The organism is Marinobacter sp. M3C (assembly GCF_023311895.1).
Taxonomy (GTDB): domain Bacteria; phylum Pseudomonadota; class Gammaproteobacteria; order Pseudomonadales; family Oleiphilaceae; genus Marinobacter.
Genome location: NZ_CP092284.1, coordinates 4,045,279 through 4,062,220 on the forward strand (window position 1 = coordinate 4,045,279; position 16,942 = coordinate 4,062,220).

Annotated in this window: 11 protein-coding genes and 1 pseudogene; 3 read left to right on the forward strand and 9 right to left on the reverse strand. The window is 53.7% G+C overall.

What is annotated here, in order from left to right:
• Window positions 1-92 precede the first annotated feature (92 nt).
• Window positions 93-1,187, reverse strand: coding sequence for a hypothetical protein (locus MIH18_RS19020; RefSeq protein ID WP_249005745.1), 1,095 nt, complete (start codon window positions 1,185-1,187; stop codon window positions 93-95).
• Between the two features lie 120 nt (window positions 1,188-1,307).
• On the opposite strand from MIH18_RS19020, the gene MIH18_RS19025 reads away from it, so the two are divergent.
• Window positions 1,308-1,946, forward strand: a complete 639-nt coding sequence (locus tag MIH18_RS19025; protein WP_249005744.1) for an SDR family oxidoreductase — start codon at window positions 1,308-1,310, stop codon at window positions 1,944-1,946.
• A gap of 75 nt (window positions 1,947-2,021) precedes the next feature.
• A complete protein-coding gene (gene nei, locus MIH18_RS19030) occupies window positions 2,022-2,858 on the forward strand; it encodes an endonuclease VIII (RefSeq protein WP_249005743.1) in 837 nt (278 codons plus the stop codon).
• A gap of 240 nt (window positions 2,859-3,098) precedes the next feature.
• Here the strand turns inward: nei and MIH18_RS19035 are convergent, their stop codons facing one another.
• The 6 genes and pseudogenes from MIH18_RS19035 to tssI all read right to left on the reverse strand — a co-directional run.
• Window positions 3,099-3,722 carry a DNA-3-methyladenine glycosylase 2 family protein gene (locus MIH18_RS19035; protein ID WP_249005742.1) on the reverse strand — a complete coding sequence of 208 codons (624 nt, stop codon included), beginning with the start codon at window positions 3,720-3,722 and terminating at the stop codon, window positions 3,099-3,101.
• Window positions 3,722-4,567: a DUF72 domain-containing protein gene (locus tag MIH18_RS19040; protein WP_249013259.1), complete on the reverse strand. Its 846-nt coding sequence runs from the start codon at window positions 4,565-4,567 to the stop codon at window positions 3,722-3,724. The genes MIH18_RS19035 and MIH18_RS19040 overlap by 1 nt, the downstream gene beginning before the upstream one ends.
• 174 nt (window positions 4,568-4,741) lie before the next feature.
• Window positions 4,742-5,521, reverse strand: coding sequence for a hypothetical protein (locus tag MIH18_RS19045; RefSeq protein WP_249005740.1), 780 nt, complete (start codon window positions 5,519-5,521; stop codon window positions 4,742-4,744).
• Window positions 5,522-5,587: 66 nt separating this feature from the next.
• Complete coding sequence (locus tag MIH18_RS19050; protein ID WP_249013260.1) at window positions 5,588-7,798, reverse strand: hypothetical protein; 2,211 nt, start codon at window positions 7,796-7,798, stop codon at window positions 5,588-5,590.
• Window positions 7,799-7,980: 182 nt separating this feature from the next.
• Window positions 7,981-8,364 (reverse strand): hypothetical protein, encoded by a 384-nt coding sequence (locus MIH18_RS19055; RefSeq protein ID WP_249013261.1) that lies wholly within the window; start codon window positions 8,362-8,364, stop codon window positions 7,981-7,983.
• Window positions 8,365-9,709: 1,345 nt separating this feature from the next.
• Window positions 9,710-11,632 (reverse strand): annotated as a pseudogene (gene tssI / locus MIH18_RS19060) (type VI secretion system tip protein TssI/VgrG); the annotation flags it as partial.
• A gap of 610 nt (window positions 11,633-12,242) precedes the next feature.
• Here tssI and MIH18_RS19065 point away from each other — a divergent pair.
• Window positions 12,243-13,943: a choice-of-anchor I family protein gene (locus tag MIH18_RS19065; RefSeq protein WP_249005737.1), complete on the forward strand. Its 1,701-nt coding sequence runs from the start codon at window positions 12,243-12,245 to the stop codon at window positions 13,941-13,943.
• Window positions 13,944-14,191: 248 nt separating this feature from the next.
• Here the strand turns inward: MIH18_RS19065 and MIH18_RS19070 are convergent, their stop codons facing one another.
• Together MIH18_RS19070 and MIH18_RS19075 are read right to left on the reverse strand one after the other, a co-directional pair.
• Window positions 14,192-14,953 carry a class I SAM-dependent methyltransferase gene (locus MIH18_RS19070; RefSeq protein ID WP_249013262.1) on the reverse strand — a complete coding sequence of 254 codons (762 nt, stop codon included), beginning with the start codon at window positions 14,951-14,953 and terminating at the stop codon, window positions 14,192-14,194.
• Between the two features lie 110 nt (window positions 14,954-15,063).
• Window positions 15,064-16,941: a protein kinase gene (locus tag MIH18_RS19075; RefSeq protein ID WP_249013263.1), complete on the reverse strand. Its 1,878-nt coding sequence runs from the start codon at window positions 16,939-16,941 to the stop codon at window positions 15,064-15,066.
• Window position 16,942: the final 1 nt, after the last annotated feature.

A 16,942-nucleotide genomic window follows, 5' to 3' on the forward strand; every position in this document is an offset into this window, starting at 1 on the left:
GCGTTGGGGCATGTTGCTACTAGCCCGTTTGTGTTTGTTCAAAATAAAACACAGGTCGCGCAGCTTAGCTCGCAGCCATTGGCGTAACCGCCTCAGGCCGCGCTGCGACCGCTAAGCTGCGCTAGCAGGCGCCCGATGCTCCAAAGTACAGCTTGCAACAGAGGCGTTATAAGCCAAAGAAGGCCGCGCAAAATATAAAGAGCCGGCATTAGCAGCAATAACCAACCAACAATTTGAATCAGCAAGGCCGGTGCGCCAATCACGTCGGCCAGTTCGACCAGGAAGTCGTTAATCAGGCTGGGATGGGTAATAACCAGATAGCCTGCGCCTACAATCAGTGGCCATTTGGCATAGCGGGCACTACTGAGTACTAAGCGGCCACCGCGACTGAAGCGTACTGCCAGAGCCGCAGAGCGCGTGCCGCGGCTGGCATTCTGGGTGGTTGCGGCAGCGAATCGACCAATACGCAGAACTTTCACCGCGCTGGCGAACACCACCACATCCAGCGCCGCCCAGCCAATATCCCCGGCGCCAATGGGTTCATTCATGCGATGGCGTTTTTCCAGTTGGCGCAGGCCACCGGCGAAAAACTGGTTCAGGCCTTCCAGAACACGCTCGCTGGCAAGCCATTCAACCTTGCCCTCAGGATTAACCAGAAATTGGCCCAGAAAATCATGACCTTCAGTATGAATATATTGAACCGCGTACCAGCCGCGCTCGGTGGGTGTTAGTGGCCGTGCAGAATCAACGATCGCCAAGCTGTTTTCGTGATCGGTAAACCATTTTTTAAAGAGCTGATATTGCGTGCCAGCCCGGTTCACCCATTCAATGGATTCAACAGAATTGGACACAAAATATTGGATGGGTGGAAACACCGAATCGCCATGTTGCCGCAGAATTTCCTGAAACTCCGGCTCGCCGCCGTAAGTTTTTAGCAGCTGTCGGGCCATACCCGGGTATTTCAACAGAGCCGCTCTTGCCTTTAGTACCAGCAGCGGATCCTCGGCCATATCTGCTAGGACAGCCTGCAAATCAACGGATTCATGCTCAATGCCGGGGAACTCGCCCAGCACATCGTTGGCGTGAATGCGGATGAGTTTTTGCTCAACCGGAACGGGTTCGGCAGCAAGGCTGAAAAAAGTGGCCATTAAGGCGGCCAATACAAAAACAGCAAAGAGTCTTTTCAACCTGGTTCCTCCTTAGTTCTTACTTAGTTACGACTTGGCTCCATCAGGCCTTGAAAGAGCGCGTTGGCGCACAGAGATCATTAGGTACATTATCAAGTCATTGCAACAGGAGATCACATCATGCGTGTATTAATTGCTGGAGCCAATGGCCAGATAGGCCGTCATTTATTGGAAAAGATGGCAGACACCGAGCACGAGGCACGGGCCTTGATTCGTGACCCGGAGCAGGGGCCTGATCTGCAAAAACTAGGCGCTACCGAAACCGTGGTGGGGAACCTGGAAGGTGATTGCCGCGAAGCGTTACGCAGTTGTGAGGCGGTTATTTTTACCGCAGGTTCAGGCCCCAAAACCGGCCCTGAAAAAACTGTCGACGTAGATCAGAACGGCGCCATCAATCTGATGGACACCGCAAAACAAATGGGTATCAAGCGCTTTATAATTGTCAGCAGTATGCGCGCAGACAAGCCTGGCGACGCCCCTGAAAAGATTCGCCATTATCTGGAAGCAAAACACAAAGCGGACGAGCATCTGATGGCCAGCGGCCTAACCTACACCATTGTACGCCCCGGCCCACTTACTGAAGATTCGGGCAGCGGTAAGGTCGATATTCATGAAACCCTGGACCGCTCAGGTGACATTCCCCGGGAAGACGTAGCCAATGTACTGTTGGCGGTATTGAATTCAGACAACTGCGATAACCGTACATTCGAAGTGCTCTCTGGCACTACGCCGGTGGACGAGGCGTTGGCGGCGCTGTGATGTCATCGGTTCTGTCCTAAGCCCCGTAGGTTAGACGACAATTTAATCGACGGCGAACAGTGATGGAGAATAAGAGTGCCTGAAGGACCCGAGATACGCCGCATGGTCGACGATATTCAAAACGCCGTTGGCCAATGCAAGGCGGACAAGGTGTTTTTTGCATTCGACCGCTTCAAGAGCTTTGAACCAACATTGGCCGGCCGCCTGGTAACGGCGGTAGAGGCCCGCGGTAAAGCCGTACTGGTGTTTTTTTCGGCCCTCGGCGATGACGGGCCTTGGTGCGTGTACAGCCACAACCAGCTTTACGGCCAGTGGCGCATTAGCAAAACGAATGCCCAGCCGAAAACCGGGCGGCAACTCCGCTTTGCGGTTATCGGGTCAGAAAAGGCCGCTTGGCTTTATAGTGCATCTGACATTCAACTGGTGCGGCCTGACGATCTGGAACAGGTAGCGTATTTGACGCGCTTGGGCCCCGATCCGGTCAACCAGACCGTTTCAGTTGAAAACGTGCTCGCGCAATTTGACGATAAACGCTTTCGCGGCCGCGGCTTGGGCGGTTTGCTTTTGGACCAGGGGTTTGTCGCCGGCGTGGGCAATTATCTGCGCTCGGAAATCCTGTTTGAAGCGGGCTTGATGCCGTCCGTAAAGCCAAAGGACTTGCCATCAGAAGCCCGCGAGCGCCTGGCCAAGGCCATTCTGGTTTTGATCGAACGGACTTACCGCCTGAAAGGCATTACCAACGATCCTGAGCGAGTGAAAAGGCTAAAACGGGAAGGGCGTACTTTTTCTCAGCGCCGATTTATGGTGTTCAATCGCGACTCTGAGCCTTGCTACGAATGCGAAACGCCCATCGTAAAAATCAGCGTTGCCAGCCGGCGGTTGTATTATTGCCCCCTGTGTCAAGCGGATTGAAACTTTAGTGCGCTTGATATTGTTCGATTAATGCCTCGGGCTGAACATAAATTGATCAGCTTGCTCGAGCTGATCAATTTCACACCACATCCCCGCAAGCCCTGTGTTTTAGGGGTTCATTAGACCTATCCTTGCCCTGCTCACAATGTTATCCACAGCTTCTGTGGGTAACTGTTAGTGGATAAGTTATACAAATAATGAGGCGTTGTCGCTTTGGCGCTGCGTTTTGTTCGTGGGCGTCTAGCGACTGTCTAGATAGTGCATCCACAGCAGCCGCGCAGCGACGGCGCGCCAAGGCGACCAAGCGTTGGCAATGCCCACCTGTTGCTGGTGGGTTGCGGGTGCGTCCAGCTGTTTGATCTCCTGCATGGCCGCTGCCAGTGCCAAATCACCCAGCGGCCAAACATCCGGCCGGCGCAATGCCATCAGATAGTATACGTCAACGCTCCATGGGCCCAGCCCGGGGACAGCCAAGAGCGCGTCGCGCCCTTCGGTATCGCTCAGAGCGTCTAACTGCGCCAAATTGAGTTTTCCGGTATGAATGCGCTCTGCCAATCCAAAGCAGTAACGGGCTTTTTGACGAGTTAGCCCAAACGCCTTCAGTTCCTCCTCACCGGCTGAAACCATCCGCTGCGGCGACATTTCTCCCAGGTGGGCACATAGCCGTTCGAACACGGTTTGCGCGGCCTTTATGGAAATTTGTTGCTCCAGAATAATGTGCACCAGTGAAGCAAAACCAGGCTCCCGAGCCCACAGCGGCGGCGCACCCAAGCGGGTATAAATACGGCCAAGGTCCGCATCCACAGCGGCGAGCTGTTGTGCCCCGTAGTCAAGACTTTCAAGGGTGAGCGAGGTTCTTTTCATTAAAACAATCCAAGCTGGGGCCGTTGCGCGGCCAGATCCAAAGCGGCTATCTGTGGTAAGCGGTCTTGTAACAGCCTACTCCAAAGTTGCGCCAGTGCCAGTGCATCGCCGTTGTCGGGCATATGCATGAACACATAGGGCTGTTGGCCCTGTTCAATCCACTGGCCGACACGTTCTACCCAAGGCGCCAGAAACGGACGGTTCTGCTCAAGCCGGGGATGGCCGATGTAGCGGATCATCGGTGGAGCGTCCACCGGCAGGAGATGAACCGGAACCCTCGGCTTTTTGCGCTGGGCATCGCGAATGATATCGGTGCTGGGTTCTGCCGAGAAGAGCGCCCGACTGTCCAGACAGACACGGGCCTTGTTGCGTTCACGCAGCCCGCGGTTGAGCGCTTTTTCGGCCTCGCCCTTACTAAAAAATGCGCTGTTACGAACTTCTACAGCGCAGGAGAGAGATTCTGGCAATTTATCCATAAACCGCCACAGCCGATCCAGATGTTCCGGCTTAAAAGCCGCCGGCAGCTGAATGAACATTGGGCCGAGCACGTCATTCAACGGCGAAAGTATATCCAAAAAGGCGTTTGTGTCAGCCGTTATTCCTGACAGTAATTGATCGTGAGTAATTCGACGGGGAAATTTGAACAGAAAGCGAAAATCGTCTGGCACTTGCAAGCGCCACTGGCGGCACTGCTCCTGGCTGGGCGTGGCATAAAACGTCGTGTTGCCTTCTACACAATTCAGCACCTGGCTGTAACGGGCCAGTGGTGCCTGGCCTGGTGGTAACAAGGTGTTCCAGGCCGAGTCTTGCCATTGCGGGCAGCCGAGGAAGTAGGGTAAAGCCATTGATTAATAATTTCCTGATATAAACCGCCTGTTCGAGATGAATGGCGCTTGTCGGCTGGTTAGCTTGTAAGTTTGCGCAGAAATAACGTGTCCATCCAGTGTTTTTCAGGGTTTTCAAGTTTTGCTCTTGAATGTACGCACTATAAAATCTAATTTATTGCTTCGGTTAAGAGTTCAGATACCGAACTTGGGTAGGTAGTGGAGTATGGGGGTGTCAACGAGTAAATTCTCAGAACGAGCTCTTGCCTCATTCACAATCTCGGGATCAAGATCTGGCAAACGTCGATCAATACTTCTTTGTACAGCGGAACTGCCGGTTTGTCTGTGCAGGGCCAGCAATGTTGCAAGGCCATCAACTGAACGAGTTTCAGGATAACGGTACATGCCCTCGGGGCCATCCATAAGGACCAAACCGTAATTATATAAGGCGTCGAAATAGTCGGTTTGCCCCATGCGATCGACCCATTCGTGGCAGTCTTCAAATCGTCCGTCCTTGTAATATTCGACGGCCAGATTTTCAATGGCCTTTGGGAACCCTTGTTCTGCTGAGGCTTTGAGCCATTTCAGGACATCTTTTCGGCGGCTAGCTTCTGTCCAATAGAAGCCCATTTCTCTTTCACTCAGCAAACCAATAGCAAGCCAATGCTGAGCTACTGCATCGCCGGCTTCAGCTGCTTTTAAAATCCAATTAAACGCTGCTTTTTCATTACCTTGCATCCAGGAAACAGAAAAAAGTTCCATCATAGCGACCGCGTCACCGGTTTCAGCGCGAGCTAATGCCGTTTCTTCCGCACGATCTAGCCACTGCTTGTGATCGTAATCGCAATCTCGGAGTGTTCCGCACATATTGCCTTTTTGGGCAAACCGCAGCATTGCATAGACTTCTCCTCCATCGGCGGCTTGGCGGTAGAAAGTATCAGCCTCACCAGTAATGAAGGAATAGCGTTTGCGCAATATTTCGCCGACCCAGTATGATTCCGCTATCCATCTTAAACACTGTAAGATCGAAGCTTGTTGGAGCTATAGCATTTCATCTGCAGATTTAGACTCTTCTCCTTCTCTGCCTCTGAAGGTGACCGGCTCAGACACCAAGTTATGCAGCATTGGCCCAATTGCTTCGGGCTGCAAGCCTGAGAACCAGGACCTGTACGAATCCAACGATACTCGCGGGCGATCGTCAGAAACCACTCGTGTACCTTCATTGATTTCAATAGCTTCCGTTATGCTCGTCGCTATAATCCCTGCGTTTTTACCGCTGTTAAAGTCACGATAGATTTCTTCAACAAAGTCATAAGTCTGCGTGGCTAGAAAAGAGATATTCAGGGCCGAAGAAAGAAACAAATTAGTCAACATGCCAAGGTATTTGAACGCATCGTCGTCAATCCAATAGACGCGGCGGTAGCCGTTGTCATGAAGTTCCATTTGGAGCAGTTGTATCCACAGCGGGATGGCGTTGAAGGCTATTTCGAATCCGATGGAATATCCACCACCCAGGCCGGCAACGATGCGATGCTTAGCGTAAAAAATCAGTCGCCCGTTTTTCAAACCGATGCCGATGTCGCCTTGTGCTCCGACGCCGCCGGAACCGATCAAGTCGGCACTCATGGTGCCTAAGCTTATCCATTTGGGGACATCTTCGCCGATCAACTTCCACTTTCTGGATTTGCGCAGACGGTCTGGTATCGCCCATTTCATGTCAGCGTGAGCCATCAGGCCGGTCTGGGCTCCGGCGAAGGTGTCGAACTCTGCCCCTGTGGCTTCGCGGTTTTTGTAATCTATGCCTGTAATCTGGATGCCGGCTTCTGGGGAGGCTTCTACGCCAATGGAACGGCTGAGCAGGATGCGAGCACCGACGTACCCCCAACACTTTACATTCAGTTCGCAAGAGAAGTGTCCCAGTTCCAGGTGGCCGCCGCCGCTTTCTGTTACGTAGGACATAGTCACTGGCTTTGCTTCTTCCGGCTTTGGAAACTTCAGGGAAATTAGATCCAGTTGGCCTTGGCGGTAAACCAGATCAGCGCCAATGCTGGCCTGGCCAAATGTATAGCCTGCTGTTGCCTGGCTGCCGCGCACACCAAAGGATGGGACGCTGTCTGGGCCGTCAATGCCTGTAAGAATATTGATTGTTAGATTGTTTTCCAGAGTTTTTCCCAGCTCTCCGGGTATTCCACTAATCACAAGGCGGATAAATTGCCCCGTGTAGCTGTCGTCAAAACTCAACAGGTGGCGTTTCGCTTCCGCCTCAAACAGGAAGCTTCGTAGCTGCGTACCCCAGTCCAGAAGTTCTTCCGCGCTTCTTCCGATCAATATGCCGGCGGTTTCGATGGCGTTGCAGAAGGTTTCTGGTTTGAACAGTCCCTTTTTATCGAACCAATGATCTTTCAGAGAGTACCTTTGAGCACCGCTGTCCAGTAGCAGTTTTTCCAACGCTTTGTCTTCGCCAGGTTTCTGTGCGGCTTTTATCGAGATGGCTATATCGTCAGCGGAATGAAGCTTCTCCGCCTCACCTAAAAGCTTTCTACCGCCGTTCAGGTCGAGCAATGAAAAATGTTTAAGCGTGGACCCGCCGCAGGGCATGGATAATTCGCGCAACGGAATACCTGGGCGAGCCAATGTTTCTTGTGGGGTAATCTGGTAATCGTTGGGTTCCCAAACAAACATTTTTGGCGGCAACAGGGCTTCGGCATTTTTTTGCGCGGTGTGGCGTAATGCTTGTTGTTGTGTCTGAAGGTCCTGAATGTCGGTCTGGTATTTCAAAAGAGCGGTTGCCGGGACCGGCCCATTGCCGCCAAGGGCGCTGAACCAGGAGTGGCCCTCGTTTTTCATGTCATCCGTAAGCGAGCCGATGCGCCAGTGCAGTTTTTGAAAATTGGCTAATTGAACGATCCCGTCACTCGTGCTTTGCCGGCCGCTGGCCAGTGCGTATTCTGGTGTTGCGATGCCTATATTTGCCAGATCAAGAATGGCAAGGGCGTATTCGCGCATCTTATCTTGCAGCGATTCTAGCTCGACAAGGTGTTGCTCTACCTGTGTCATGTCGGGCTCATCCCTCGCCAACTCGTATTCCATCAACGTGCGATTGTTGCGGATCGTGTTTACGAAAATAGCCGTACGGGTTTCGTTGGCGAGCTGGCCGGTTTCAAATTGCTGCCTGGCTTGCTGATAGTCTCCTTCCGTCGTTGTCCATACGCTATGCGCGCTCGGCTCAATATTTTCATTAGTTTCGATCATGCCCCAGCCTCACAGGAGCAAGGTTTGTTTCACCTGCAGTAATTAATGCAGGTGTTTCCTGTGCCTTTGCTGCCATCGCACTCCCACTTCCCGGCCCACCTCCCGAATTCATCCGCACCAACGGCCCGGAAATGGTTACGCCACTCGGATCCACTTTCACAAAGCTGCATGCAGTGGGCTTATCAACTGATAATAAGACTGACGCTTACGGCAATTCCTCCAAATGAAAAAAGCCCCAAAGTCGGTATGAACGCCCAAAGAAATAAATAGCGAGAAACTTCTGCGTTGACGTTTCCTATTTTGCTAGCTGCGCGACGAAAATGACCGGGCAGGTTGCGCATTGCTAAAAACGAAAAAACCTGGGTGGTCCGAACGAGTCTACCGAACGGATCACCGCCCCATAAATTACGCCCAGTTGATGGGTTTAGGGTGGCCGCTGATATAATTTTTTCAATTTCTCTAATCTTCGGAAACGCCACAGTCATAATGATTAACGTGCAAAGAAGGATGAGCCCGAACGCGACGAACATCGCGCAGGCAAAAATAAACTCCACTTGATCAGTCACGATAAACACCTTCGTAAATAATTTCTCCTCCACTCTCTCCAGCGCTACCACCACCGATGCCTCCCGCTACTGATCCTGCGCCACCGACGATTATTGCGCAGGCGAGCCCGCCGATGCCAGCGGTTGTCAAACCAACGGCTGCACACCCAGCAAGGCCGGCTGTCGCCCCCAACGTGCCTCCTGCTGTGCTACCGATTACCCGGCCACGCTGGCTATACTTTACTTTAGTGCATTCTTGATCCCTGCCGGTTATGCAGGCTTCCTTGATCCGCATTTCAGTCACTGCGATATCAAGTCCAATAGCAAGGTAACCGCCAAATTTGGCATATTTCGCGCCTGTGGCCAGCTTGTCGTAGTGGGTTGCATAGCCCGGGATATTGCCGACACCGGATTGTTTCCAATTGTGCACGATACTTTTAGAAGAGAGTCCAAGGGCGATTTTAAGTTTCGGGTTATCGCCCAGTGACATGCCTTTGCGAGCGATTTTCCCCAGTGAGAAATTCAGTCTTTTGAAAAGTCCTTGGCGCTTCTCAAAAAATTCTGAATTATTGAGGTGGCCATGCTTTTTGTAACTATCCTGATGGAGCGCCTCAAGATCTCTTAACGTAATTTCGATAGACTTGATCTGGTTTGCGATCATCACTGAGCCAGCTCCCACACCAGTTGAGGCACTTGAAGTCAGTGTTTCCAGCAAATCATAATGATCGATTAGAAATTGAGCTTCTTCCTCGTCCAGCGTTTGCACTCTCTCATTAACCTGACTGGCAACATTCATCAAATCGGCTTCGTTCTGGGTGCACTCCAACATATTTGGATCACCGAGTATTATCATTTCACCTGGCAGAAGCCGTTCGCTGATGTTGGGGTTCAGGCGGTCAAAACTGTCCGGCTTGGCAGAGGTGTCGCCATACAAGCTTTGCAGCAAAGCATTTTTGCTCATGACCTTTCGAACAACGTGAAACCCTGGCTCAGCGTGATCTGTTGTGTCTTCTTTGCTGCCTGCGCTGCTCGGTTTTGAGGTGCTGGCTGTACTCGTTTTGACTGCTGATTGGCTTACATTACTTGAATCGTGTTGATGTAATTTGCAGCGCCCACGTTCATCAAACTCACAGTCGGAAGCGGTCAGGCTGACAGCATTGGCAGCCTCTCTTAATACGGTTTTTGTTGGCGCTAGTGTTGCTTTTACAGTGGCAGTCGCCGCCGAGGCGGCGGCGAAACCCGTTGCATTTGTAGCGACTGAGGCTGCGTCCGCGCGCTGCCCCACATCAGCCAATCCGCCCGGAGCCGTCTTTTCTCCGACTGCAGTCATGGCATGCGGCAGGTCCGGGGTCGTCAAAGCTGCAGCGGTGCCACCCCCAGCCCCACCTCCGGAATTCATCCGCACCAGCGGCCCGGAAATGGTTACGCCACTCGGATCCAGCTTCACAAAGCTGCCACCGGCTTTCAGCGTCACTTCTGCACCGGCTTCAATAACAATCTTCAGGCCTGCTTTGTGGTGGATTTCGTTGCCGGCTTCGATGAGTTGGGCTTTGCCGAATTTGCTGTGGTGGCTGCCGTTAACCGTGAGGCTGCAGTCGCCGCCGATTTTTTCCCGGTGTTCGCCATCTACGGTTGTGTGATCGTTGCCTTTGACGTGGCTGAAGCGGTCGTTCTCAACGGTCAGATGGCTGTCATTTTTGATGACTTCGGTGCGATTGTTTTCCGTGAGCAGGTCCAGATCTTTCTGGGCGTGGACGTAGATGTGTTCTTTGTTGGCTTCGTCTTCAAAGCGTAGCTCGTTGCTGCCTTCGCCCTTGTGGGTCTGGGTTTTGAGAGTGGTGCGTGTTTTGTGCTGGGGCAGGGCGTAGGGCGGTGTGTTAGTGGCGTGGTAAGTGCGGCCGGTGATGATGGGTTGGTCTGGATCGCCGTCCAGAAACGACACGATCACTTCGTGGCCCACTCTTGGTAAAGCCATAAAGCCGTACTGACCGCCTGCCCAACCCTGGCTGACTCGCAACCAGGCGCTGCTTTGTGCCCCGCTTGATTCAGAGCTCTCTGCCTGGCCTGTCCGTGAACGCTGATCCCAAGGGAAGCGCACTTGAACCCGGCCGTGTTGGTCGCAGTGGATTTCCTCACCATCAGGCCCGGTTACGATGGCGATTTGTGGGCCGTCCATCAGCGGCCGGTGAGTGCATCGGGGGCGCCAGTTGATGTTTCCGGGAACCGCGCTGAAGCGGTTGTGATAAGTGGTTGGTTTAGTACCGGCTTCTTCTTTCAGTGCTTGTGGCTGGCTGCCGCTGTGGGCAACGTGGGTTATTAGCCAGTCCTGATTTAATTTTTCGTTGTTGTGGTGGGTGAGCTGCACTTTGGCGCCGCAGGTAAAATCAGCGCGGTTGCTTTCGCCGCTGGCGACGCTGACGTCATTCCTCAGCGCATCTAACTTAGCTTCGGTAAACCGTTTTCCGCTGGCATCGGTTTTAAAGCGCCCGGGGTATTCGTAGTGTTGGTAGTCGTCGCGCTGAAGGCTGCTGGCGGTGTGTTCTTGCATTAATGCATAAGCAGGATTGTGAAAGGTGTAGTCTTTCATGGCCACCGCTGCAGCTCTTACCCGTTGCTCGTACCGCAGGCGAAATACCGCGGGTCGCCGACTGCTGCCGCCGGCTTTGGCGTTGTATTCAACGGCTTCTAGCCTGGGGGCGTTGCGATGGTTGTCGGCTAGAATCAGAGCGGGTTGTTCCTGGTCGTCAACGCTGCCGTTTTGATAACGCCCGTGTTGATAATAAAAATGCCAGCCCTCTTCGGCGGCCAGTCGCTCAAGAAAAGCAAGATCGCTTTCCCGGTGTTGCACGCAATATTCTCGTTCTGGCGGTGTGTGTTGCAGGTCAAACACCGCATCGGCAATGCCCCTTTCGCGTATAAGCGTACTCAGGATGGTGTCGGTGCTTTGGCTTTGGAATATGCGGCTGTTGTGCATCAGCCCCAGGCGCCATAGAGGCGGCTGAATAACCACTTCGTAGTGAGTACGGCGATGCCCGCTGTCGCCGCGGACAAACTCGCTGACAACACCGGTAAAGCGGCGAATCGCTGTGCCGTCCTGCCAGATAATGAGTTCTAACCACTGCTCTAATGCGTCGGCGGCCGCCAGCGTCGGCAGGTTGCTGGCCATTTTAAGACGGCCATGAACCAGCTCCGACAGGCCTTCGGTGAGCTCAAAGCCGACTACGGAGAAAACATTTTCGGGCAGTTCGCCAACACGGGCGGTGAACTGCAATCCTTTTGCTTGGAGCATATCTTCAGTCCTTGAAAATATGTGAGTCTGTTGAAAAATCCGGGTTGAACGTTAACAGCGTAGTTGAGATAAATCCAGCGACCAGCTCTCGATTTTGAACACAAAGTTTTACGTCGCTCTAGCGCATTATTTCAGATCGTCCTTCCTCTATAAAGATAACAAAACGGCGGAGAACTGTGCGGGTGTCGCCGTCTCTACTTGCGCAAAAACATTTTAAGAAGATGGCTCTGTCATTATGCCGTGAACTTCGGTGTGACTTCAGCTAAAGGGGGTTTTTCAATCTGAGGGAAGGGCAGTATGAACAAAGTACATCCGCAGAATGCGCTTCAGGGGAATTGGCGGACGTCGTCGTTTGCCGCGGGAATCTGGGTAGTAATAGGGCGATAGTGCTTTTAGCCACCGTGACCAGGGCACGATTTGTTCAATCCCGGTCAGAAATCGGGAGTTTGATTTTACCAAATCAGCGACTCAAGCTGACTTGATCAGCGTCTCCCTAGACAGTCTAGCCCCATGCCTGACATGAAACAGACTTTAATCTGACCCAAGATTGTCATATTGCCGTTTTATGGTCCATTCGAAAGCCAATCACATCGGACACACTGAGGCGACCATGGAATTTCGCAAATCTTTTCTGACTCTAGCCATTACGAGCTCCTTCATTGCATTGACCGGCTGCGGTGACGATGGCAATGACGGTGCTGATGGTGCATCTGGCACCAGCCAGACCCTCATTGAACTCAATGTGTTGGGCAGTTACGCCAGCGGTGCCTTCGACGAAAGCGCGGCCGAAATCGTCGCCTATGACACTGCTAACCAGCGTTTGTTTGTGGTCAATGCCAACGACTCCACGGTTGATGTGCTGGACATCAACGACCCGAAAATGCCCACCAAGCTGGGCACCATCGACGCATCCGCTGAAGGCGCATCCGCCAACAGTGTGGCAGTGTATGGCAACCTGGTTGCCGTCGCTATTGAAGCGAATGTTAAGCAGGACAACGGCAAGGTCGTGTTCTACAACACCACCGCTCTGAACAAAGTGGGCGAAGTTACCGTGGGCGCATTGCCGGATATGGTCACCTTCACCCGGGACGGCAAAGCCTTACTGGTCGCCAATGAAGGCGAGCCAAGTGACGACTACACCAATGACCCGGAAGGCTCTGTCAGCATCATCGACCTGTCCAATGGTGTGGCTTCCGCGACAGTAACCACTGCAGGCTTCACGGCGTTTAACGTTGCTCAGGCCGCACTTGAGGCTAAAGGCTTGCGGGTATTCGGCCCGGGCGCAACACTGGCGCAGGATATGGAGCCGGAGTACATTGCGATTGCCATTGATAACCAGACCGCTTGGGTTGCCCTGCAGGAAAACAACGCCGTGGCTGAACTGGATATTGCCGCCGGTGAAATCACCGCTATCCTGCCGCTGGGCTTCAAAGACCATAGCCTCATCGGCAACGAACTGGACGCCAGCAACGACGACGGCGGTATCAACATTCGTAACTGGCCGGTGAAGGGTATGTACAACCCGGATTCAATGGCCAGCTACGGCTACAACGGCAAAACCTATTACCTGACTGCCAACGAGGGCGATTCTCGGGATTACGGCGGCTTCAGCGAAGAATTCCGCATTGCTGACCTGACCCTGGATGGCACGGCGTTCCCGAACGCCGCCGAACTAAAGGAAAATGCCAACCTCGGCCGCCTGAACGTTACATCCACCTTGGGTAACGGCGGTACCTGTGATCCAAGCAACCCCGCTAACGTGACGCTGACTGGCGGTGAATACGACACCAGTTATGTGAAAACCACCTGCGTTTACGAAGAACTCTACGCCTACGGCGCGCGGTCTTTCTCCATCTGGTCATCCGACGGCAAGCGGGTATTCGACAGCGGCAGCGAGTTTGAACGGATAACCGCCAGCTTGATTCCCGATAACTTCAACAGTCAGAACGACGAGAACTCGTTCGACAACCGGTCTGACGACAAAGGCCCGGAGCCAGAAGCCATCACAACCGGGGAGATCAACGGACAGACGTTTGCCTTCATCGGCCTTGAGCGGGTCGGCGGTATCATGGTCTACAACGTGACCAATCCGCAGAACCCGGAATTCGTGCAGTACATCAACAACCGCGACTTTTCGGTATCACAGATTGACCTGGAAAACGGCATGGCCGGAGATCTCGGGCCGGAAGGCATGGTCTTCATCCCGGCGGGCCAGAGTCCGAACAGCAAACCCATGCTGGCGGTAGGTAACGAAGTGAGTGGCACCACAACACTCTATGGCATCGACGTGATTGAACAGACGGCCAACTAAAACCCGCATTGCCCGTGACACGCGCCGGCTGGCCCAAAGCCCCGGCGCATTTTCGTCCCGTCGTCATTTTCTTTACGACCTCATCCGATTTCGCCTCCGTGGTGATTGATATGCCGACTCGGCGGGATGATCAGCCGGCCCTTCTGCATTCTTCTGATGTTTATGGCAGTGGCGCTATTCCGCACGTTACGCCAGACGCGACGGAGCAGAAACGTCTCATATTGTCGAAATGGGCTTCACCTCCAAAATTAAGCGGTGTCGCAGATCTTGCGTTTCACGCACACAAAAAGCGCGTTTCCAGAGTCTTGGTCCCAAGGGGTAATTTTGTCGTAATCGTGTTCGAAAATGTGAACGTCAAAATACGGCACCAGGAGCTCGTTCAATTGGTCGAAGCTCACTGCCACCATCGGATGCTCGTCCTGCCACGTTTGCATAACGCCGTTTGTGGCTTTGCTTATGCCCAGTTTAAGCGATTGCCGGTCGCCCGTGCCGCCATAATGCCAGGCTGAGCTGAAGGTAAAGTGGCTGCCCTCATGGCTGGCGGTGTGGCTGACGCAGAGGTTGTTGTCGATTTTGTGTTTATCAACCGCATTAAAGCAGAACACGCCGCCTGGCTTTAATGCCTGATGCACGCGGACGAGGCATTTTTGTAACGCTTCAAGTTCGCTGCTGTAATGAATGGAATACAAAAAGCAGGTGATCAGGTTCAGCGTCTCATTCACTTGAAAATCGCACATGTCGCCCAGTACAAACTGCGCTTCCGGGCAGCGGATTTTTGCCATTTCCAGCATGGGCTGGCTAATGTCCAGCCCGCGGCTGTGGTAGCCGGCATCGATAAAGTAACGCACGTGGGGGCCGGTGCCGCAGGCCAGGTCCAGATGAGTATTACCGCCATTACCGAACAACTGATGCAGGCGCTGTGCGCTGTGGCTCTGGGCCTGGTAGTCGATGTCGGCACACAGCAGATCGTAATAGCCTGACAGGTCGGTGTAGAGCGCGTTAGAGGACATGGGAGCCTGAGTGTGTAAGCGGTAAATAGAGTGTGTTTGTGATAAATAGATTGGGGCAGCATCCTATCCCAAAGCGCTGCATTTGCGAAGAGTGCGGCGCCCCAGGCAATCTAGATTGCTTGCGCGGCCTCCTGCCGTGGATTGCGGGGGTAATAGCGTTCTGGCAGGCGTTCGATGTGGGGAAAGAAGCGAGTGTCTTTGTAAGGCATTTTCATAAAGCCGGACACGCCAAGGCCAGTGACCTCGTCGACGGCGGCCAGAATTTCGTCCAGGTGCTGGCGGAATTCGTCCTCTTTGGCCGGGTCCAGCAGGCGGTATTGGCTGTGAATTTTCAGGTGTAGGGGTAGGGCTTCAAAAATGATCATGCCGGTATGGCGGATGCTGTTCAAGGCTTCAAGTGCGGTGATAATGGTGGGCGGCAATACCAGAAACTCTTCCGGGTCTGGGCCGTCTTCAAAGTAAGAGTGCACTCGTGAGCGGTCTTCTACCTCTGGCGCCGAACTGATCTGATATGGCAAATGCATGGTCGGCGGCGTCACAAACGGCTGGTCGGCTTGATCGCGTTCAATGTGCAGTGTGTCGCGGGCGTTGAATAGGCAGCTTTTAAAGATGCCTTGGCGGTAGATGGCCTGGGCCAGGTTGACCATGTTGTTCACGGCAGTGGTGAAGGCGCTTTTCAGTTGTGGGTCGTGCAGGTGCAATGAGGTGTCTACATAAATGCCGTTAGGCTCCCAACGCACCGCCAGACCGCCTTCTACCGGGTAGCGGCCAAGGCGGCTGACCGCAGCCAGGAATGCTTTTTCGGTGTCGCCCATGCCCTGCATGAAGTTCTTGTAGTAACGGTCCAGCTGCACGTCGTTGACGTCGTCCAGAGTGTTTACCGCGCCTTCCTGGCGCAGGAAGGATTTGCGCGAGCTGTACACCACCGTGTCGATTTCGCGCCCGGGCTGGCGCATCCACACGGGCACCAGTGGAACGGGCGCAGGTTCGAGCAGATCAATCATCACCGTGCGAGCCATTCTGGGCATTTCCCGAATGTAGTAGTCACCGGCTTGCTGGCGCTGCTGGGGATCGGGGCTAAGCATGCCGTCCAGCATTCGGGCGAATTCCATGGGCAGTCCCAACGAGTCGGCGGGTATTGCCTGGTGGCCAAAGCGGCAGGATTGGCCGGAGGCCAGGGCGTAAAGCGTGGCTGCGGCACCTTGCTCGTCAAAGCGCGGCGATGACAGGCCGCCGTAAAGCTGTTCCTCGCCAATAAAGTACACATCGCCCAGCCGAGCGTTGGTTTGTTGCAGATTGTCCGACATCAGCTCCATCACGCTATTGTTGAGGAACTGCTGGCTGGCGTCCAATTGAGCGAACACCGACGAGCCCCAGTCGATCAGGGCGATGTTTTCGTGCTTGGCGTCGAAGACCAGATTGGAGGGTTTGATGTCGCCGTGCACAATGGGCCGTTTGCCATCGGTGGGTTCCCGGCGCAGGTTGCGCAGGATGTCGGCCAGCTGGTCGGCTATGCGGATGATCAGCCGCGGCTTCAGGCGCCCTTCGCGCAGCGATACCACTTCCAGATTTAACCCTGGCGCTCGTTCCATCACCAGAATGGGCTGGCTGCGCGCCCGTTGGAAAGCAATCAGGCGCGGCACCCGCGAATGCTCTACCTGTTCCAGAATATAAGCTTCGTCTTCCAGGCGGTCGTGCAGGTGGCGCGGCAGATTGATGCGGATAAATTTGAACACGTGTTCCAGATCGCTGGCGCCTTCCAGGGTTAGTTTGCCGGAAAACACAAAGCCGTATGCGCCTTTGCCGATCATCTCGATGTCGCGGTATCCCAGCGTTTGCAGTTGGGTGGTACAAAGCGCCACCCAGTTTTTCAGTTTGCGCGCGTCGTCGTGACTGAGCAGATAAATGGACTGCTCTTCGGGTATGTAGAACTGTTGAATCTGCGAGGGCGGCGCTTGCTGCCCCCGCATTTTTTTCGGCCGGGCCATC